Here is a 19,719-nt window from a genome sequence, read left to right as displayed (position 1 = left end):
CCTGCAAACCAAAAAAGTGTAGTAATGGCAATACGAACTACAATGAAAACCACCCAAGATGCATCGGGTACTGGTAATACGAATATCTTAAATATGACAAGTGGTTTGAAGGAATATGCAGCACAAAAAGGTATTAACACAATTGCTTATGGAAGAAACTATAACCACGTTATAATGACTGTTTTTGAACTGAGATAACATAAGTGCGAGGCTCTGCCTCGCTCACCTGATTTTTGGAGGTTAAGATATGAAAAAGAAGAAAACCATCTTTTTAATAACCACTGTCCTACTAATGTCTATCTTTATAGCAAGCAATATCAACACTGGCGACGAACTTATAGCCCTTGATCAAATTCAGGAAATACAGATTAACAATCATGACGGTTCGTTTTCGACAAAGAATCAGGATATAATCAAAAAGCTTAACAGTGAAATCTCTGATGCTTTATTTGTACCATTTATCCCCGATACATCAGCCGGTAGCGTAGCGATTCGTTTATTTAATAATGGACAAGAAATTGGTAGGGTTGTTGCTAAAGATAGTATTTACATACGTAAGGGAAAAATAACATATAGAACCGTTTTAACACCAGATTTAAAAGCTTTCTACTCGGCAATGCTGCAATAAAAGAATCTGATAAAACCCTAGAAAAGCAAATTTACATGTTACTTGGGCTGCTTTCTCAATTTTCTAAGCTAGACATAGATCGATTCGATAGCTGAATGCTTGTTAGTTTATCAAATCCTCCTAAAATTAAGATCCACAGGAAGTAGCTAAGAAAATTAGCCCTCTCTTTTTTACATACCTGGAATCGGAACAATAAATTCATGTTCACAGTTTGGACAAGTAGCAGTTAATACCGGATCTCCACCTTCATTAATTCTCTTATAAAAATCCTGCAAAAATGCAAGGTCAGCTGTAAATAAATTTTCAATTACTTTGGCATCAATTATTGGAAGTTCGCCCAATCTAGTGATCACCCTTGTAAGTAGAATTATAGATAAATAGGACGGATTTCCTTGAACACGCGGATCTCTCATTGGTAAAATTTCATCAGCGGCTGTTGCAAGTCTCATTACTCCTTTTCTATGAATATTCCCATTACTATCTACAAATCCTCTCGGTAATTCAAACTCGTATTCTCTTTTAAAAGCCATAAATTTCGCCCCTTATTCAAATTGGTTATTACTCATAAGCGCTTTGTACATAAGGCTTATACATTTGTTGCTAACCTGATTTCCCCGTTCATGTGCTCAATTAACTCAAGCCTGTATTACAAATTTCGTCTTTAGTGTAAGGGATTTTTTATTCAAATTCCCTATCTTTTAAATCTTTTTTAAATCCTAAGTATTCTAGTGATTTTTTCAAAGTAGTAATCTGTGGATATTTTTTAATTAACTTTAATAGAACGGTCCTCTTTGTTTCTTTGACATATTCGACTATGTACTACACGCATCCAATGTTGTGAACTTATGATAATAACTTGCAATACCATCCATTTGTTCATTAGTTACAATTCCATTATCTCTATTCTATTTTTCTTTTTTATTCGCTTCTCTAGGAACTCTACATTAGAACTTCAAATCACTTAAATTATTGTTTTATTCATCATCTGGTAATTCTACTAACTTTCGAAGGAAATCTCCGTTCTCTATCCTCATCTGCTGTTTTTCTTGATATATATCCAACCATTTCAGATAAACCATCATAATTTGATATAATTTGATATAAATCTACATTTCTTTAATTTCATTCGGGCATTATTACCTATTCATTACATATAAACATAATGCTACCATTAAATCATAAGTATTTAAATAAATTAATTTTAGGAGGTTTTTATGAAAAAGAAAGTTGTTATCCTGACCATGTTTTTTAGTTTAATTGGAGCATCTTTAGCATTTGCTGCAGACGATTTTAGATCTACTCAAATTACCGGATGGCAAAATGATAATACATTATTCATTACGGGTCAGAACCAATATGGACATTTTGGTTGGAAAATTACTTCAGGCAAAGCAAAAGTAACTCTTTATGAAACTTGCCCAAATAAACCAACAAAAAGTCTCTCTTATACGGTTACCTCTAATGGGGGTACTGATTATTGGATGAGCGTCGCTTGTGATTATCATGCGCAGATTATTGGTAGTGGAGTAGGATTAGGAACTGTTTGGGTTCAGAATTATCAAAATTAGTATAATCCAGGCTGGCTAATTGCCAGTCTTTTCTTCTTATCTATTAATATATATTTGCCAGGATAACTAATACAGATATACTCATGGTATGTATCTCTTAATTAAATTTAAAGCCTGATTAGTATGAACTAACCAGGCTGATATAATTATATACAGGTATGGATTTATCTAATGAATAAATAACACCTGGCTCAAATTTCATCATTAGTTAAGATTAATCTCTTGGATAATCAATTCGCATTATATCCATAAAAGGAACCTTATTCGTTCCCTCCGTGGTCTCCATATGTACTTTACCTGTTCTCGAATCCATTTTCGTTATCAAACCTTTGACTGTCTCTTCACAGCCCCAAACTGTCAGAACAATTATTGATTTCTCTTGATAAGCTTCTGAGAGCTGATTCCCGAGTTCTTCAAGAACAAATTCATCTCGTGTTGGGCGCTTTGGTACTTTCGTTTTTGCCATAATGAAACCTCCTGCCGTTAAATCATATACTAGCATGAGTCGTGGGAACAGTCTATCCTCAATACCAAAACAGTATGCGCCGCGGGTCCAATCGGTCTTTTGCCAGTTCTTTCTCATCTTCAAAGTAAAAACATCTTTCCCGTCCTTCTAGTTTTGTGCGAAATTCCCCCTCTCAATATACCATTTAATGTATAATGGGTTTGAAGTTAATTTTTCATCTATGATTACATTAGAACGAATTTTTAAGACGTACTGTATATACAGGGAGGGTGCAGTTAGGATGACCAGAGCTTTTAAGATCATTCATTCTCTCATCCGTTACTATTGCGGTAATTAGTGTTGTTTCAGTTAGTAGGACTAACTTTGCTTTAAATCAGAGTGTTACCGCCCCTAGAAAAATAACTGAAGAAGAATTGAATTATTCGAAGCAAAATACAGGCGCTATTTATACAGAGTTCGGTAAATTTGTAAAGGTTTCTTCGACTAAAGATTTACCTGATTCAGAAACATCTTTGAGTGTGGATATCATTAAAAGAGGTACCAAACAAATTATAGATCCTGAATACGGCATATTCATAAAAGATTAGACTATATAGAAAACCAGCTTTTATAGATGGTTTTCTTTTTAATTTTGAGTATGAAGTTACGCCAGTAACCGGAGACCCGTTTGAATCTGAGGTTACTTATTTAAAATATGTGAATGGAGTTCCTTATAAAAATACAATTCAGAGTGCGCACATATTGAATGTTCAGCGAACAGTTGTACCTGATATTACTCCCCGTTCCCACCTACCACTTGCGGATGGGTTTGGACGTCCTAAGGGTACCAATGGATCAGTAGATAGGTTTGAAATGACTTTTAAACGATGCCTGGAATTGGGCAGCGTTTTTATTTTTCCCCGACTGTAAAATTCGTACATATCCAGATTCAGCTATTTGGGACTTGCGTCGAATACCATTCGACTCATATGGACGCATTAAATCCAGTTTCTACGAATTCCCACTCCCCACTGGTTCGCAAAAGACAACCGAATTTTGAAGATCAGATGTTTCTATGCATGAAATCTAGAATTTTAGGACACAGTAACCCTGTTATATAAATCAAGTAAAGGAGCCAGACTACAATGGGAATTTTAAGTGGAAATCCAAAAGATGAACCGATGCATTATGGAGAAATCAGTAATGTATGGCTAGCTTCGACGGCAGCAAAAGGTGCCATATCCTGCTATCAGGCTTATTTAAACCATGCTGGCGATAAAGATCTGAAAAAAATAATTGAAGATCTTATTGATCAGGCAGAGTTGGAAAGTAAAGAGTGCGATAAGCTGCTTACGGAGAATGGAATTTCTCCTGCCCCTCTATTGCCCGAAAGGCCTCCCGTTAAACTGGAAGACATTCCAGCTGGAGCAAGATTTACTGATCCTGAAATAGCTGCTAAAATTTCGGCTGATACGGCTGTAAGTTTGGTCGCATGCAGTCAAGTAATGGGCCAATCAATCAGAGAAGATATTGGGGCATTGTTTGCTAAATATCATGCAACTAAAACGGCTATAGGTGTGAAAATTCTTAAATTGAATAAGGATAAAGGCTGGCTCATACCACCGCCTCTTCAAGTAAAACGACCAGACAATGCATAAAACGCGCAGTAGAGAAGAGTCCTGTTTGTATAACAGGACTCTTCTTTTGGATATTCAGCAGGACAGATGGCTGATATGATTGATTGTCGAGGTCTATTCCCACTCTCTAAATTTCAGGCGGAAAACGGTATTTTGTCGCTTGCTCAAATCCGTATGCAAGTTTGATTAATGTAGGCTCACTATAGGCGGGGCCTGAGAAATTTACTCCAAAGGGTCCTTTCGTTATATACCCGCCTGGGGCAATTACGCCAGTCTCCGCGAATCCTGCCGGCACCGTAATGATCGGGTATCCCGCTCTGGCTGCGAGATCATATCCTTCATCTCCTGGGAACAACAGCGCATCCAGTTGATGCTCGGAGAGAACGTGATCAATGCCTAATTCACGAGAATGAAGGCGATCTTTAGCGAGACTGTTCAGGTATTCCTCTTCGGTAAGGGTCCCGCTTGTTTCTTCCGACCATATCAACACATCCTGCCCGTATTTCAAAGCACGGTTGGAATGTTTCATATTATAAGCGATGACTTCTTGAAGGGAATGCACGGGAACGGATTCGCTTAAGTCCGATAAATAATCATTAAGATATTTCTTGAACTCGTAACGCATAACATGCGGTTCCCAGTCTGTCTGTTCGCATTGGCAGCGTTACCGGATCGATAATTGTAGCGCCCCGTTCTCTCAAAACATCGATTGCTCTTTCCATTATCGCAATGCGCGCTTCGTCGAGAACTTCATAATAGGCTCTGGGCACACCAATGCGAGCCTGCTTCAAGAAATTCGTATCCAGGAATTGTGAGTAATCGGTGTGAGTCTTCCCCCGATTTGATTCCGTTGCAGTGTCTGCAGGGTCAGCGCCCGCCATAGCTCCTAATAGAATAGCTGCATCAGCAACGGTTCTTGCTATTGGTCCGGCCGTGTCTTGGCTGTTAGTGATGGGAATAATTCCTGTCCGAGAAACCAGCCCGACTGTTGGCTTTATCCCTACCAGAGCGTTATAACTGGCTGGATTCACAATAGAACCGGACGTTTCGGTCCCTACCGAAGCAGCAGCTAAATTAGCTGCTATCGCGGCGCCGGAGCCAGAGCTTGACCCCCCAACGAACAATTCACCGGGGCCATAAGGATTTAACGTTTGTCCGCCGCGTGAACTGTAACCCGCCCACATCGTATTGGACATGTAGTTGGCCCATTCTGTCATGTTGGTCTTACCAAGTAGAACAGCACCGGCAGCACGCAGCCTGGCAGCAACGAAAGAATCTTGAGCAGCAAACGAATGCTCCAATGCAATAGACCCGGCACTCGTATGCATCCGATCACCTGTGTCTATGTTATCTTTGAGAAGAATTGGAATCCCATGGAGGCTTCCACGGCTCCCATGTTCGTGACGTTCATGATCCAGAGCTCTTGCAATTTCCAGAGCATCCGGATTTATTTCCAGGATAGAATTAATCTGAGAATCTATAAGCTGAATCCTCTCCAAATAGACCGCGACCAAATCTTCCGAGGTTAGCCAGCCCGCTTCCATTACGGATTGCATACCAATCAGATCCGCTTCAATGATCCATTCCTCTAACTTCTGCTTCATTAAGGAATTCCTCTTTCTAGCGACAAAATGTTATCCTGCTAAGAAACAATCGAATCTGTCACATCTTTTCTTTTCACCCTAACACATACCATTCACCATACGTAGGGCAAAAAATGATTATAAAAAAAGATTCCATTTAGTCGCATCCGAGTGTACTTTCTCTTTGATTGTTATTCACATCGTTATTGTTCCACAGTATGTCAAAAAGGTCTGCTTATTTAATAAGCCAGACCTTTTTAGTAATTTAAACATTCACTTCTCAATTGTACCAGCTTAATAATCAACGGGATGTCTCGTCTGAATTTTAGAGGCATCCCGTTGATTAAGATGTTGCAGATGTTGCGGTTGATCAAATGATTAAAACGGATTTAGATGAATCAAGTGCATGCAAGTTTCATCAGTCGTTTAGTTATAATACACATTTGCATTGATGTTGACCAAGCCTGGACCGTTATTTATGTATCCAAAATAATAGGTTCCAGGTTCAAGGTAAAAGTATTGTCTTGGCAAATAACCGTTACCTGTGAGGTTGGGCCAACCCACATTATTGCTGCCGTTTTCTTTAAACACAAGATAAGTCACATTGGGAGTGCTACCGTCGCCGGCCGCTGTTTGATTGATATCGATATAATATGAAGAGCCATAAGTTACCGTGAATTTATAGAAATTATATGTTGTTTGAAGACCTGCCTGCGGAGATAAATTATAGTGGTAAAACCAGCCGTGCAATTGTGACTGTACACTTTTTGACAGTGACTCTACTGCAACAGGCTGAGCTGTTCCTCCAAAGCCAGACTTTATCACTTCTTCGGCTGCAGATGCAGATTGAGCAGTACCTAGAAGACTGGCGGTAATGAGAAGTGCTGAAAGGAATCTTGAAATTTTCATTCAGAATACTCTCCTTTAATATTATTGGAGGATGGCCATCACTCATTTCAATTATTACATAATTTGTAAAAAATGTAAATATAATTCCCTAGTCCTCGTCGCTCTCTCTGCATATTTTTCATTGCAGGTATCTTCATACCGGATAGGGTTAACGTTCCAACTTCATACCCGATCATTTCATAATCGCTGCGTTACAAGATGGCTTGTTCAGCCCCCTTCCCTACATAACACACTTGAGATTGATCTCCGTCACATTTATTAATTACATTTCTTTGTAAAACCAACAATGAGTACTCACGGACTTTGAAAACCTATCCATAACGCTACATAAAGAAAGACTGCCAGAATAACTGGCAGTCTTCCTAAAAGATATCTTTTGATCCTGTTCCCTCTGATAGTCAATTCCAGTACCCTGAGCTTAATCCACATACCCGGCAATGCCTTTGTCCATCAAGAAATCCATCTCGGTGTCCAAAATACTCTCTACGGTCAATTCGTCTAATTTGACGTCCCGCCGGCTTAGTACATAATCCACGATATCATCGCTATCGATATCCACTTCGCCTTTTGCATTTGCCTTGGCGCTATTCAGAAATACTTGCTCGTGTTTTAAAACGAGTCGAATCGCCGCCGGGGCTGCATTTGTTTTCAACGCTATGTAGTCCACAAGCTCTTGCTCATTCAATGCTTCGCTCATCATCTGTCCACTCCTTCTTGTGATCATAAGCCATTGTAGCATAGAAGAGTCGTGTAGATTAAGCGAATAATTGGGAGCCGGACACATTGTTCGCTGCATTCGGATCCTTACGGCCGCTTTGGAGCTGATACATCTTAAAGTATCTGCCTTCAAGTGCCATCAGCTCTTGATGGTTGCCGTGCTCTACAATCTCTCCCCGATGCAGGACAATGATCTGATCCGCTTCGCGTATCGTGGATAATCTATGCGCGATTACCAGTGTAGTACGTCCTTCACTGACTACCTTCAAAGCCTTCTGTATAAGTCCTTCTGTCTCACTGTCGATGCTGGCCGTTGCTTCATCTAATATGAGAATAGAGGGATCGAATGCTAAGGCTCTGGCAAAAGAGATTAATTGCCTCTGACCCGATGACAATGTACTCCCGCGCTCAACAACCTGTTCGTCGTAACCTTCCGGAAGCTGTTCAATGAAAGAAGCGGCGCCCACAGCTTCTACAGCGCTTTTTACACGGTCGAGTGTAATATCTTTGTTGTACAGGCTTACATTGAATTTAATATCTCCCGCGAACAAATAAGGATCTTGCAGGACAATGGCCATATGTTTGCGCAAAGCCTGTTTAGATATCCGGGAAATATCGTGCCCGTCGATGGTAATCGTTCCTGAATCCGGTTCGTAGAAACCAAGCAGCAGGTTCATAATTGAACTTTTACCGGAGCCGGTGTGCCCGACAAGTGCAATCGTTTCACCTTTTCGTGCTTCAAAGGAAATGTTCTTAAGTACCGGTTCCCCAGCTTTGTAAGCGAAAGTAACGTGATCAAATTTGACTACGCCGGCCGGACGTTCAACATGTTCGGTTTTCTCAATTCCAATGCCTTCTTTATCCAGAATAGCAAATACTTTATCGGCCGATACGAAAGCTCTTTGGGCATTAGTAAGCTGGTCGAAAAATCCAATGATAGGTTGAAAGATTCGTCCCAAGTAATCAATAAAAGCATAAAAAGCTCCGAACGAGATCGCGGTCAGCAGTGATTCTCTGCCGAAATACCAGAGGACTGCAGCCGTAACCAGACTGCCGATCGTACCCACAATGTTGCGCGACGACAAAGAAAACACACGAAACTGCTTGATCTGGTTCACATAACGGTCTTTATTAAGCGTCTCGAATTCATCCTGTGTCACTTTCTCACGCCGGAAAGCCTGGATAATCGGCATCACCATAATGGATTCATTAATCATCGCATTCATATCACTAAGGCGAGCCCGCATAATTGTAATATATCTCTTGGAGAATTTGAGATGAATAAGAATAATAACGATGAACAGCGGCAGAAGAAGTAAGCATAGAAGTGCCAGACGAACATCAAGAATGTACAACGCTATGAAGATACCGATGATCTGTACCGTACTTACCACAAAGGTCGCCATAAAGCTTATAAACAAATCCCGGATTGCTTCAGTATCGTTCGCTATTCTTGAAACCACCTGCCCGATTGGCGTGTTGTCAAAATAACGAAGGGGAATCCGCTGAATATGCTTCATCAGGTCCATACGCATATTCTTAATGATACGCAGAGCCGTAGATTGAAGAAGATAAGATTGAATGAAGTTGCTGACACTTGCAGTCAATAAAAGTCCCATATATATAGCCAAAAGCCACAGAACGGGTATAAGATCCTTCGTATTCACAGACAAGTGCTGGTCAATAATGGTTTTGGTAATAAACGGACCTGTAAGTTCGGCCCCTACTGCAAAGCATAGAATCAGCAGAGCGCCTATGATCCTGAATTTGTAAGCAAGAGCATACCCGAGTAGTCTTCTCGCCGTAGATTGTTTATTCAAAATGAAACCTCCTTCCGATCTGTCCTTAGTCGGCAAGACTCGCTTCCATCTGCTGGCGGTCCCACTGGCTCTTGTACCAGCCCCCCAGCAGCATAAGTTCCTCGTGGGTGCCTTCCTCGATGATCCGTCCCTCATCCAGCACCAGAATCCAGTTCGCATGGCTCACTGCGGATAGTCTATGCGTCGTGATAAGCGTCGTCTTTCCTTCACGCTCCAGTCTGAGCTGATGAAGAATACGGCTTTCTGTCCGGGCATCCACGGCTGACAAAGAATCGTCAAGCAGTAGAATTTCTGAATCAATGAGCAGTGCTCTCGATATCGCAAGCCGCTGTTTTTGTCCGCCGGAAAGCATCACGCCGTTCTCCCCGACAATCGTCCCGAGTCCTTCAGGCATCTGCTCGATATCTTGTGCGAATGAAGCCATTTGCACGGCTCTTGCAATTTCATCCTGTGATGCTCCCGGTTTGCCTAAAGCGATATTATCCCGGATCGACTTGGATAAAAGCATGTGCTCTTGAGGCACATAAGCGACCCAGCTCTTCATCTGATCCATTGCAATGCTCTCAATGGGAACTCCCGCAATAAATAGCTGATCTGGCGCAACGGAGTACTGACGGAGCAGTTGTTTAAGCAGAGTGCTCTTGCCGCTGCCTGTTTTACCGACAATACCAAGCGTCTGCCCTTGTTCGAGAAAGAATGAAATACCCGTGAGACTCGGTTGCTTGGCTGTGGGATATGTAAACGTTAACCGCTTCATCTCAATGGATGCGGGCTCCTTGACGAAGACCGGTGAATCTGCATCTTTCAGCTCGGGCTCTTGGGTTAGCGCTGTATCCAGGCGGTCGGCCGAAGCGCTGCCGCGCTGGAGCACATTAATGAATTCCCCGAATGAAATCATCGGCCAGATCAACATACCCAAGTAAATGTTAAAGGAAATAAGATTACCGAGTGTTATTTCCCCTTGAATGACGAGATACGATCCGTACCCGATGCCTATCGTATAGCTGACTCCGACAATCAAAGAAATAAGTGGCTGGAAGAGCGCATTTAAGAACGAGACCTGCCTATTCTTAACCATCACTTCAGAAGTCACTCTGTCAAAAGCACGAAGGTCCTCTTCCTCCTGAACATAGGAACGGATCACGCGGATTCCTGAAATAGATTCCAGTGCATGGTCGTTCATTTGCCCGAAAGCTGCTTGCGCGGACAGGAAACGAGTCCTTACCCGGGTGCCCAGCTTGCTGATCACGAGTGCCAGGAAAGGAAGCGGAATTAAAGCCGCAATCATAAGCTTAAAGCTGATTAAAGAGATCATGGTTATAATGACCACAGATGCGCCCACCAAGGTATTGACCAGTGTCATTACTCCATAACCTGCCGTCTGTCCAATGGACAGAACATCATTGGTTGCCAGTGCCATTAACTGGCCTGTACTGTTCTTTTGAAAAAAACCCGGTGTCATTCTTGTTAAGTGATTCAGGAGTTTCCCTCTCAGAAGCTTTTCTAAAAGCGCGGAATTGCCGAATAAGGTTGTAATCCAAATATACGCCAGCACGTATTGAAGCAGAGACAACCCCACTAGCAGAAGAACCGTCTCATTTAATCCGGCAGCCGTTAAATTCCCGTTACGGATATGGTCAACGGTGTTGCCGATAAGCTTGGGCGGGATCGTTGTAAGTAAACTGACAGATGTCATCAATACAATAGCCAGCGTGTAATACCCCCACCTCCATTTAAAAAACCAACTCAGCCGACTTACAAAATTCATACCCTGCACCTCTTTCCTCTTTTGACGTTGTATTCTCACGAAAGCCCTTTCAGAACATACATTCTATAATAACACAGAAATTTAAAAAAGGAATGATATTCCTTAGCTGTAAAATAATTTTTACCAATGCGCTAAGCACCCACTAAAAAACCGGCTTCTTCTTAGGAAGCCGGTTCTCTGGAATACCACGTTTTGATTATTATAACTCGATATCTACGACAATGCTGTCTACACGGCCCACTTCTCTAATGTAGGCCGCTACGGCCTGGTGATCCGGATTCGGCCCGTATGCCTGCAGCGCATCTCGGTTCTCAAAACGGACAGACAAGACAATTTGGTAACCTTGATTCTTGTCGGAAAAGTTAATGCCTGCTTGAAGATCTACGATTCCGCTTAAACGCCCCTTCAACGCTTTAAATCTTTGAACCACTTCTTGAAGCTGTTCCTGAGTAGTTGTTTCGCCAAATTTCACTAGCACAATATGATCAATCATCTCATAACCTCTTTCTATGTCAGCTAGAGTACATAATAACATCTGTTGCCTATTCTATCCAAGAGCTTTTGCGCTTTTTGAAAAGAGTCTGGATATTGAGAGCAATGAGAATTATAATAAATGTATAAAATATTCCGATAGGAACAGGGTGGTTTATATGCACGAAGCTTCTCAATCGATTCCCCGGCCACTGGTGCGCGCGAATCAATGGGTGATTGTTATATCCGTTCTTGCCGCCTTACTTACAGGTTTGTACTGGATTCTAGCTATTCCTCTGATCTCTGGTGTTATGGGTGTTTTCTTTAATTTTAATCCTGTAATGCGCACAGCTAAAATCTTTTTAAGAAAAGAGCCTTCCTCCTATATTCCTGAAGACAAAGGACAACAATTATTCAATCAGCTTCTGGCAATTATATTCCTGCTTACTGCATTAATAGGGTATATGCTGGGCTGGAATACACTAGCTTTCATATTCTCAGTTATGGTGGGGCTCGCCGCTTGTGTAGCTATCCTCGGGTTCTGTGTAGGCTGCTTTGTCCACTACCAATGGAATCAGTACAAATATAGAAGAAGAAACAAACCTGCCTGACTAGCAAAGGACCGTGGAGAATTACCTCCACGGTCCTTGTTTGTCAGACTGGCAGCTCACGGCCGCATTAAAAGACATGTCACTTTATCTCTCTTATCTGTGATTAGCTATCGTCTTACGATAACGTGCCAGCACAAACAGGTACAAACCATAGGCCAACAGCCCGAGCGCAGCAGCGCCCAGAAGCCAATTTCCGAAAGGCTGCTTCGCCAGTTCAGCTAGGGCTTCGTCCACACCTTTTGTCTGGCTGGGGTCAGACAGCACTGCTGTACGGATCAGAAAAAATGCAACCAGTCCGAATACGACACCTCTAGCGGCAATCCCGAATCTAGAAATGCGAACCGCATTCCGGTATACAGCCGCGCTCATTTCGTTCTTCTTGAATCTTTTCGTAAAAGAAACTTTATAAGCTTTGATAATCTGGTAGAGACCATAGCCTGCTACGGCAGCGCCTGCAGCGGCTACGAGTGTAGCCCCAAAAGGCTTCTGCAGCAGCATAGCGGTCATGCTTTGTTCTTTGCCTCCGGCAGACTGCGCCGAGTGATTCATTGTCTGAAAGGCAGTAAAAGCGAGTGCGCCGTATACGACACCTCCTGCCAATGTGCCGATCCTTGCGGCAATCCCCTTCCAGCTGTTCCCCTCACCGTCTGTATCTACAAAGGCCTGGACGATGCACCAGAGCAGATACCCGGTCAAGCCAACGGTGAGTATAAACAAAAATAATCCGCCCAGAGGCTGTGAGCCTATTGCTGCCAGTGCCCCCTGCTTATCTGTCACCTCGCCGCCGTATCCAGCTGCTGCCAATAGAGCCAGCAAACCTATCGCCGAATAAACGGTACCTTTGGCCGCATAGCCTATCCTTGCTAATTTATCAATCCATGAAGCCTTCTCACGAACAGCTTTTTTTCCGTGTTGCACGGCTTTTTTAGTAGGATGATAAGCTTTATTCCGAATTGTTTTATCCATGGTATGAATCCTCGCTTTCATAAACGGTCCTGCCTTTGACAGGAACAGCCGCTTCCTAGACATACATACCCTCTAATCGCCTCTGTTAGTCGGATAGAAGATGATTAAAATCTGGAACAGTATCTTGCAGAGTCTTGTACGGCAATAAGACAGCAGTTCGTCCTATGACGAACTGCTGTCTTATTATATGAATATCGCTTAACGTACGTGCTATGTATATGGACCCGGTTCTACAGATAAATGGAAGAATCTTTATGGCAAGCGCGTTCCCACGCTTCTACACAAACCGGATCAAAAAATATGCCCTTATTGTTCCGGAGATAAACCATTGCCGCTTCATGGGATAAAGCCTTCCGGTAAGCCCGGTTAGAAGTCAGCGCATCATATACGTCCGTTACGGATACGATCCTTGCCATCAAGGGGATTTGATCCGCCTTTAACCGATCCGGGTACCCTTCACCGTTCCACTTCTCATGGTGTGAACGGATTATGCCTAGTTCCTCTTCCATAAAACCGAGGCTTCGGCAAATCTCATAGCCGCTGACCGTGTGCTGGTTAATGATTTCACGTTCACTGTCCGTCAGTTTGCCGGGTTTGTTAAGAATTTCATCCGGAATATCGATTTTGCCTACATCATGTACGATCGTTCCGTGAGCCAGCGCTCTCAGCTTATCCGGGCTGAGCTGCATCTCTTCAGCCAGTTTGAGTGCATAGAACGTAACTCTGAAATTATGTCCGGCCGTATACACGTCTTTATTCTCGGTCGCATTCATAAGCGCTCTGACACTGGGTGACAGAGAATTTGTAATTCTTTCAATCGGATCTGTTGTAAATAACGCGCGCAACGCACCGGCTAGCGATTGATTGGCCGCATATTGTTTGTACAGACCCGTCAGCATAATAATCATGGATGCCAGCAGCAGAAAATGATACATCCACCAGCTGCTCTTCCAGGCCTGCCCCTGGACCATAATTAACTGAGATACAACAAGACAGCCTGCACTATAGACAATCGCGATTTGAAGCGGGAACCTGGAATAGAGGTAAGAGTGATAATATCGATAGATGGTAATGAAATTAAACAGGGCTGTCACCGCTATAAGAAGCCAATTCAAGGAGTCGATACCGGTCTGCACTGAATCCAGCAGCTCAGGGTAGCTTAGCACGGTTACACCGAAGAGGGCCAAAATAAGCGTCCACACAGGTATGAGCATGTTATCATGCCGGGATAAAAATACGATAAAGCGGTTATCGGAAGGATAGGAGGAAAGCCAAAGCCAGAAGGTTGCCATAATTACACTGAGTGTGGCCGTAACCCCGGGAACATGGGTAGCATGTAGAAGAAGTTCCGGAGTGGACAAGCCGTGGACCATAAATATTCCCGCGAGCGATATAAAAGACAAGGCCAGAAAAATGACCTTTATGTTACGCATTCTGCGGCCTGCTGCACCCACTGCAAGAGCGATGACAAAGGCGAGCAAGGCAACGGAGCTTACAATATAAAAATGTCCCCGGGGCATGACGAAAACAGCATCCAAGCCTGGCTGACTTTTCAAAAAAACAAATAAAAGATAAGGCAGCAAAACGATGGCTGCAGGCCCGGACAAGCTGCGGAATCTCATTCCCGACTCTCCTTTTCGACATAAAATGACTATGCCCTCTATCTCTTAATAATAGAACACACAGTGAAAAAATGGAATAAAAAAATGCAGATTCCCGAGGGTTGTAAGCGCTTTATAGTTAACAATAAAAAAACTGCCGTACCCAAGTACGACAGTGGACAAGTCGAATAATAGAAGACGATTATTTCTTTCCCGAATGTACCTTACAGGAACGGCTCGTAACGCAAGCTTCATCCTTACATTCCACGTAATATTTCGTGATTTTGACCGTATCCATCGATCCGACGATGCTGCCGCAATGCTTACAAATTAAAGTTCCCCACTCCATTAGGCCAGTACTTTGCATCCTGCCATCATCCTTTCTCCCACAAGATTAGCTAGTTCTACAACCCGGCAAGCGTAAGCCCATTCATTGTCATACCAGGCCAGCACTTTGATCTGATCTCCTTGTACCGCAAGTGTCTGACCATCTATGACTGCTGATTTGGAACATCCGATAAAATCGGCAGATACGAGAGGTTCCTCCGAATAGGCGACATAAGGGCGATAGGATCCGTTTACCGCTTGTCTGAATAGGTTTCTTACATCTTCCAGTTGAGCAGATTGTTGTACTTGAACAGTTAAGTCAATTAAGGAGACATCTTGGGTCGGCACTCGCAACGAAATACCCTGCAGGGAAGAGGCAAGATGCGGCAGGACATCCATAAGCGCTGTACCGACGCCTGTACTGGTCGGGACAATGGATTGCGTACAAGCTCTTGCCCTCCGTAAATCTTGATGCGGATTATCCAAATGATTCTGGTCCGAAGTAAAAGCATGGACGGTTGTCATCCAGCCGCTTCTCACTCCGTATTTATCATCTAAAATTTGCAGAACAGGCGCTACACAATTGGTTGTACAGGAAGCGGCGGATAACAGGTGCTGGCCGGAAGGATCATAAAGCCGATCATTCACACCCATTACAATGGTAAAATCCATCTCTTTGCCGGGTGCGGTAATTATGACCTTGGAGGCGCCTGCCTTTAAATGTTTGCCGGCACCTGAACGTTCATTGAACTTCCCCGTTGCATCTAACACAATCTCTGCACCCATCCGGGACCAAGGAATATTCTCAGGATCGCGCTCAGATGCAATTTCTATCGATTGACCGTTAATGACTAATTTTCCGTCCTGAATGGAGATTGCAGCATCCCATTTCCCGTGCACAGTGTCATATTTAAGTAAATGAGCTACCGTTTCGACCGGATAAATGCTATTGATTGCCGCTAAACGTCCAGTGAAAGATTCCGTGGAGAGCATTCTTCTTATTAACAATCGTCCAATTCTGCCTGTGCCGCTTATCCCAATGCCTTTAATGATTATTCCCTCCCTTAATGTTGTGTATATAGTATATCATATAATTTTAATATGAGTTATATATAATTTATGGAAGCGCTTAAACACCATTTATATGATGCATATATAGTTCATTTATAACCCTATAACTTCTCTTAAAGATTATGGTGCGAAGCCCGGATTTATGTGTGCGTATCTGATAAGCTGCATTTTTCCTCAGTAAATTCTGTTTCTTCCTTCCCAATCATAAAAAAGAACGGCGGGGTAAGTTCCCCGCCGTTCCTTCATCGTATTCTTGTTATTTCAATGCCTTCTCATAAAGTCTGACAGCAACAACCGCCGCCATCTCACGGTTTACCGTACCTTCCGGATAGAAACGGTCATTGTACCCTTCCATGATACCGGCTGCCGCTACGGCATTTACGGAGGACGCCGCATCGGAACGAATCTCCGTTTCATCGGCAAACGCTGCCTTGGAGGCTTGATCCTGCAATCCATACGCTCTAGCAATCATAATGGCCATATCTTGTCGGTTTACTGGCGCATCCGGCATAAATAAGGTATCCGTAACACCTTGGACGATGCCCATTTCGTTCGCCTGCTTAATGATGTCCGCATACCAGCTCCCCGGACTTACATCTAGAAACGATGTAACATTGTTTGATGCGGCCGGAAGTTTACTTGTGCCAGCATCTTTCAACAGTCTGACAAGAATCGCCGCCAGCTGCGCCCGCGTCATGGATTCCTGCGGAGCAAAAACATCATCAGCGACTCCATCCATCAGTTTGAGTTGTCTGGCCTGGTATACATGCGACCTGGCCCAAGATGATATTTGCGCGTCGTCTGAATATTTATTCGCAGGTTCGGTAACCGGATTTTCCGGGGTTGTCGGTGCAACAGCGAGTTTACTGCGATCAATGACGGCAAATTTCGTAAAATGAGCTACTTTGCCTGTAACGATCCCAGTACGGGCATCTACAACGGCGGGTACCGGGATCCACTGATTTGCCACTTCGTCCAGCCATACAAGCGCCAGCTGGTTCACATTAGCTTCGTGGACCGGCACTTTGATAGACAAGTAAACCGGACTTTCAAATCGGGTATTGGCGGGACCGAATTCGTACAATCCCGATAGAAGTTCTGGACGGCTGGACTCTATCTTCTGCGCCGTCAGTGTAAGCGTAGTTGCTAATGAACCGGAAGGAACGAGCAGAGAAATCTCCCCTGCCTGATCTGACATCGTCGCCTGTCCTGAAGCTGACATTTGTTGACTTAAATTTACTTTGTTCACTGCCAATTCCTTACGCAGCTGCTCAGCGGAAGCCGGGCTCATCATTTGCGAAGCATTCTGGACGGATGCGGCCTGGCGTACTTGACCGATTGGCTGTTTGTTGTCGGGAGACAGCCCGACCGCGTCGATTTGCTTGGAGATATCCGTCATTTCTGAAGGAACCGATGCTCCACCTGGCGCACCGCCTCCGCCTCCAGCCGGAGGTTTACTCGTCCAGTCTCCCGCGCCGATATCCTTCCCTCCATCGGTCGTGTACCTCCAGGCGATAACATCGCCGCTCGATAATGGATAATCGCCCGCACTTACTTGCGGGAATGTACCATTTACTGAGTACATCCAGCCGCTTAAAGGACCACGGTCAAATTCACCAAGCCCGTCGATGGCCTGGACATAGAAAGTCGGTCCTGAGCCTACATATTGAACCAGACTGCCGATTTGACGCAGCAGCACATCCGAAACGTGATCATTGGCCAATAATTCAACCGTTTGAGACGGCAGAATGGTACCTGTGCCACTGTCGCCCGTTACCGATAACGTGACCGACACAACGGATGGAACTGGCGTTCCACCTCCGCCTCCGCCGCTGTTGCCGCTGTTGCCGCCACCGACCGGAGGCGTAACCGGGTTCTCTGTTACGGTCAGCTTAAACTTACCGGCGACTACAGCAGGGCTTTGGTTAGCCCTGTATGCCGTAACCGTACCGTCATATGAGCCTGCTGCCAGTCCAGCCGCGAAAGCCGCATTTCCCTGCGCGTCCGTGGTGACGGAAGTTCCTCCGACGGTTACAACAACATTCGCTGCAGGAGTAATATCTACTTGTCCGCTCACCCAGTTAAGGGTTTCTTTAGAAACTTGTAAGGTAAAGGACTGATTCTCCTGCGGAACGGCAGGATTACTTTGTACGGAGTGGATGAATTGAGTGTCGGAATCTCCGTAATAAACGACGACTTTGTCGGCTTCCTCAAGACTGAATTCCGACATACCTACACTCGGATAGATCCAGCCGCTTCCTCTTTGAACAGCAAACATCCAGCCATCCCAGCCGCCGTACTGCCCTGCATTTATTCCGCTAACCGAGCTTAAATAAGGCCCGTAAGCGGTATTATCTACCACATAAGGAATCTGATCGGCGGTCAGTACATTCTCGAGCCCTTCCAGTGCCGTAAGGGCCTCCGTCTCGCCTCCGGCAATCGTCCCTTGAGGCCCTTCTACTTGAATGTGAGCCTGAACCGGAGTTGCCGGTTCAGGTTCGGGTGAAGATGCAGGAACAAAAGTGTAGAATCCGCCTTCTCCTTTGGTAAATAAATCATAAGCAATCAAGGCCATGTAGGCTTGCTCGGTCGCCATGCCATTGGTTTTACCCGAAAGAGTGTGGGCAAATCCGCCATCGGATTGACGATAGGATATCAGGTTATCCAGCAGGCTAATGCCGTTCTTCTTAAATCGGTCGCTTGTCGGGTCTATCCCGTAAGAAGTGAGACCGATAATAGCTTGCGATACGCTTTCGCTGTTCTCCGTCCCCCAGGAAGCATACCCGCCTTTGGCATTCTGATTGACAGCCAGCCATTCTACCGCACGGTCACCGGCTGTTTTCACTTCCGCCTTATCCGTATAACGGGAAAGCGCGGTCAGAGCCACTGCGGTCATATCCGGGTCACTTTTGCCTGCGCCAAGGCCGTAACCGCCATCCGCATTTTGTTTGGACACAATTTCATTAACTAATTTCTCCCGATCCCAGGCTGCTCCGGCCGGAATTGTATATTGGCCTGCATCCAAGGCAAGGAGTGAGTAGATCGGCCCGTTATTCCCTTGATTGGTCATGTTCGTACTGGTATAAATTTTCTCAATAAGGTTATAACCGGCAAATTCCGTAGCGCGAAGTCCTATTCCGGTTATGGCCAGAGAGGTGCGCGCATAATCCGTCACTCTGCTGTAAGTTCCGTTTGCCTTTGTAACCTGATCGGTTAATTTGGACACATAACTGGCTGGAATCTCGCGGCCTGCACGTCCAAGCCCCATCGCTTCCCAGTCGCTGTCCACGCCGCCCCGAATAATCTGATTCCCGGCCTCATATACCGCCTCATATACCGATACTGTAACGGATGTCCCGGAAGCGGCATCGGCGTATGCACGGCCCTCTCCGTTAACAGGTATTCCCGCTAGGGACAACACCATCATGACGGTCATCCAAATGGCTACAAGTCTTTTGTTCCTGACAAGTTTACTCAAAGTTCTCCTCACTGCCCTTTCTATGTATAGTGGAGAGTGAATAAGAAAAGCCACCTTGGGAAGGTGGCTGGCTGCATGCGTTCAATAGATTCTGCGCCCGTAAGGCACGATTGCATAAA

The 19,719-nt window shown here is 44.3% G+C and carries 16 protein-coding genes and 1 pseudogene; 4 read left to right on the top strand and 13 right to left on the bottom strand.

Annotated elements, in window-relative coordinates; translation table 11 throughout:
• The first annotated feature begins 247 nt into the window (after window positions 1–247).
• Entirely contained in the window at window positions 248–628 is a 381-nt protein-coding gene (locus tag AR333_RS12920) for a hypothetical protein (RefSeq protein ID WP_068775756.1), read from the top strand.
• 170 nt (window positions 629–798) lie between these two features.
• On the opposite strand, the gene AR333_RS12915 is transcribed toward AR333_RS12920, so the two are convergent.
• Window positions 799–1,158 (bottom strand): hypothetical protein, encoded by a 360-nt coding sequence (locus AR333_RS12915; protein ID WP_068775755.1) that lies wholly within the window; start codon window positions 1,156–1,158, stop codon window positions 799–801.
• Between the two features lie 684 nt (window positions 1,159–1,842).
• Here AR333_RS12915 and AR333_RS12910 point away from each other — a divergent pair.
• Window positions 1,843–2,196, top strand: a complete 354-nt coding sequence (locus AR333_RS12910) for a hypothetical protein (RefSeq protein ID WP_068775754.1) — start codon at window positions 1,843–1,845, stop codon at window positions 2,194–2,196.
• 214 nt (window positions 2,197–2,410) lie between these two features.
• Here AR333_RS12910 and AR333_RS12905 read toward each other — a convergent pair whose 3' ends face one another.
• The gene (locus AR333_RS12905) at window positions 2,411–2,662 is read right to left on the bottom strand and encodes a YolD-like family protein (RefSeq protein WP_068775753.1); all 252 of its coding nucleotides are present in this window, start codon (window positions 2,660–2,662) and stop codon (window positions 2,411–2,413) included.
• 1,124 nt (window positions 2,663–3,786) lie between these two features.
• On the opposite strand from AR333_RS12905, the gene AR333_RS12900 reads away from it, so the two are divergent.
• Window positions 3,787–4,299, top strand: a complete 513-nt coding sequence (locus tag AR333_RS12900; protein WP_068775752.1) for a DUF3231 family protein — start codon at window positions 3,787–3,789, stop codon at window positions 4,297–4,299.
• A 106-nt stretch (window positions 4,300–4,405) separates the two neighbouring features.
• Here the strand turns inward: AR333_RS12900 and AR333_RS12895 are convergent.
• The 6 genes and pseudogenes from AR333_RS12895 to AR333_RS12870 form a co-directional block, all read right to left on the bottom strand.
• Window positions 4,406–5,882 (bottom strand): annotated as a pseudogene (locus tag AR333_RS12895) (amidase family protein).
• A 405-nt stretch (window positions 5,883–6,287) separates the two neighbouring features.
• On the bottom strand, window positions 6,288–6,770 hold the full coding sequence (locus AR333_RS12890) for a hypothetical protein (protein ID WP_068775751.1): 483 nt from the start codon (window positions 6,768–6,770) through the stop codon (window positions 6,288–6,290).
• 418 nt (window positions 6,771–7,188) lie between these two features.
• Entirely contained in the window at window positions 7,189–7,467 is a 279-nt protein-coding gene (locus AR333_RS12885; RefSeq protein WP_068776103.1) for a hypothetical protein, read from the bottom strand.
• 58 nt (window positions 7,468–7,525) lie between these two features.
• Window positions 7,526–9,307: an ABC transporter ATP-binding protein gene (locus AR333_RS12880; protein ID WP_068775750.1), complete on the bottom strand. Its 1,782-nt coding sequence runs from the start codon at window positions 9,305–9,307 to the stop codon at window positions 7,526–7,528.
• Between the two features lie 25 nt (window positions 9,308–9,332).
• Window positions 9,333–11,075, bottom strand: coding sequence for an ABC transporter ATP-binding protein (locus AR333_RS12875; RefSeq protein WP_068775749.1), 1,743 nt, complete (start codon window positions 11,073–11,075; stop codon window positions 9,333–9,335).
• A 199-nt stretch (window positions 11,076–11,274) separates the two neighbouring features.
• Complete coding sequence (locus AR333_RS12870) at window positions 11,275–11,568, bottom strand: Dabb family protein (RefSeq protein ID WP_068775748.1); 294 nt, start codon at window positions 11,566–11,568, stop codon at window positions 11,275–11,277.
• A gap of 157 nt (window positions 11,569–11,725) precedes the next feature.
• Here AR333_RS12870 and AR333_RS12865 point away from each other — a divergent pair, with 157 nt between their 5' ends.
• Window positions 11,726–12,157 carry a DUF4395 domain-containing protein gene (locus tag AR333_RS12865; RefSeq protein WP_068775747.1) on the top strand — a complete coding sequence of 144 codons (432 nt, stop codon included), beginning with the start codon at window positions 11,726–11,728 and terminating at the stop codon, window positions 12,155–12,157.
• A 93-nt stretch (window positions 12,158–12,250) separates the two neighbouring features.
• Here the strand turns inward: AR333_RS12865 and AR333_RS12860 are convergent, their stop codons facing one another.
• From AR333_RS12860 to AR333_RS12845, 5 genes are all read right to left on the bottom strand, one after another.
• Complete coding sequence (locus AR333_RS12860) at window positions 12,251–13,123, bottom strand: DUF1206 domain-containing protein (protein ID WP_172798848.1); 873 nt, start codon at window positions 13,121–13,123, stop codon at window positions 12,251–12,253.
• A 230-nt stretch (window positions 13,124–13,353) separates the two neighbouring features.
• A complete protein-coding gene (locus tag AR333_RS12855) occupies window positions 13,354–14,745 on the bottom strand; it encodes an HD-GYP domain-containing protein (protein ID WP_068775745.1) in 1,392 nt (463 codons plus the stop codon).
• Window positions 14,746–14,926: 181 nt separating this feature from the next.
• Complete coding sequence (locus tag AR333_RS25395) at window positions 14,927–15,073, bottom strand: GapA-binding peptide SR1P (RefSeq protein WP_301336124.1); 147 nt, start codon at window positions 15,071–15,073, stop codon at window positions 14,927–14,929.
• A complete protein-coding gene (gap, locus tag AR333_RS12850; protein ID WP_068775744.1) occupies window positions 15,073–16,104 on the bottom strand; it encodes a type I glyceraldehyde-3-phosphate dehydrogenase in 1,032 nt (343 codons plus the stop codon). Before gap ends, AR333_RS25395 begins: the two co-directional genes overlap by 1 nt.
• 274 nt (window positions 16,105–16,378) lie before the next feature.
• The gene (locus AR333_RS12845; protein WP_068775743.1) at window positions 16,379–19,600 is read right to left on the bottom strand and encodes an S-layer homology domain-containing protein; all 3,222 of its coding nucleotides are present in this window, start codon (window positions 19,598–19,600) and stop codon (window positions 16,379–16,381) included.
• Window positions 19,601–19,719: the final 119 nt, after the last annotated feature.

Origin of the sequence: Paenibacillus sp. FJAT-26967 (assembly GCF_001541095.1) — a bacterium.
Lineage (GTDB): Bacteria > Bacillota > Bacilli > Paenibacillales > NBRC-103111 > Paenibacillus_F.
The sequence above is the reverse complement of the archived record's forward strand: the minus strand, read 5'-3'. Positions and strand labels throughout refer to the sequence as shown.

What these genes read in the sequence shown, in the direction of transcription:
- AR333_RS12920 (WP_068775756.1), top strand. Translation starts at nt 248, where the DNA reads ATGAAAAAGAAGAAAACCATCTTTTTAATAACCACTGTCCTACTAATG.
- AR333_RS12915 (WP_068775755.1), bottom strand. Translation starts at nt 1,158, where the DNA reads ATGGCTTTTAAAAGAGAATACGAGTTTGAATTACCGAGAGGATTTGTA.
- AR333_RS12910 (WP_068775754.1), top strand. Translation starts at nt 1,843, where the DNA reads ATGAAAAAGAAAGTTGTTATCCTGACCATGTTTTTTAGTTTAATTGGA.
- AR333_RS12905 (WP_068775753.1), bottom strand. Translation starts at nt 2,662, where the DNA reads ATGGCAAAAACGAAAGTACCAAAGCGCCCAACACGAGATGAATTTGTT.
- AR333_RS12900 (WP_068775752.1), top strand. Translation starts at nt 3,787, where the DNA reads ATGGGAATTTTAAGTGGAAATCCAAAAGATGAACCGATGCATTATGGA.
- AR333_RS12890 (WP_068775751.1), bottom strand. Translation starts at nt 6,770, where the DNA reads ATGAAAATTTCAAGATTCCTTTCAGCACTTCTCATTACCGCCAGTCTT.
- AR333_RS12885 (WP_068776103.1), bottom strand. Translation starts at nt 7,467, where the DNA reads ATGAGCGAAGCATTGAATGAGCAAGAGCTTGTGGACTACATAGCGTTG.
- AR333_RS12875 (WP_068775749.1), bottom strand. Translation starts at nt 11,075, where the DNA reads ATGAATTTTGTAAGTCGGCTGAGTTGGTTTTTTAAATGGAGGTGGGGG.
- AR333_RS12870 (WP_068775748.1), bottom strand. Translation starts at nt 11,568, where the DNA reads ATGATTGATCATATTGTGCTAGTGAAATTTGGCGAAACAACTACTCAG.
- AR333_RS12865 (WP_068775747.1), top strand. Translation starts at nt 11,726, where the DNA reads ATGCACGAAGCTTCTCAATCGATTCCCCGGCCACTGGTGCGCGCGAAT.
- AR333_RS12860 (WP_172798848.1), bottom strand. Translation starts at nt 13,123, where the DNA reads ATGGATAAAACAATTCGGAATAAAGCTTATCATCCTACTAAAAAAGCC.
- AR333_RS12855 (WP_068775745.1), bottom strand. Translation starts at nt 14,745, where the DNA reads ATGAGATTCCGCAGCTTGTCCGGGCCTGCAGCCATCGTTTTGCTGCCT.
- AR333_RS25395 (WP_301336124.1), bottom strand. Translation starts at nt 15,073, where the DNA reads ATGGAGTGGGGAACTTTAATTTGTAAGCATTGCGGCAGCATCGTCGGA.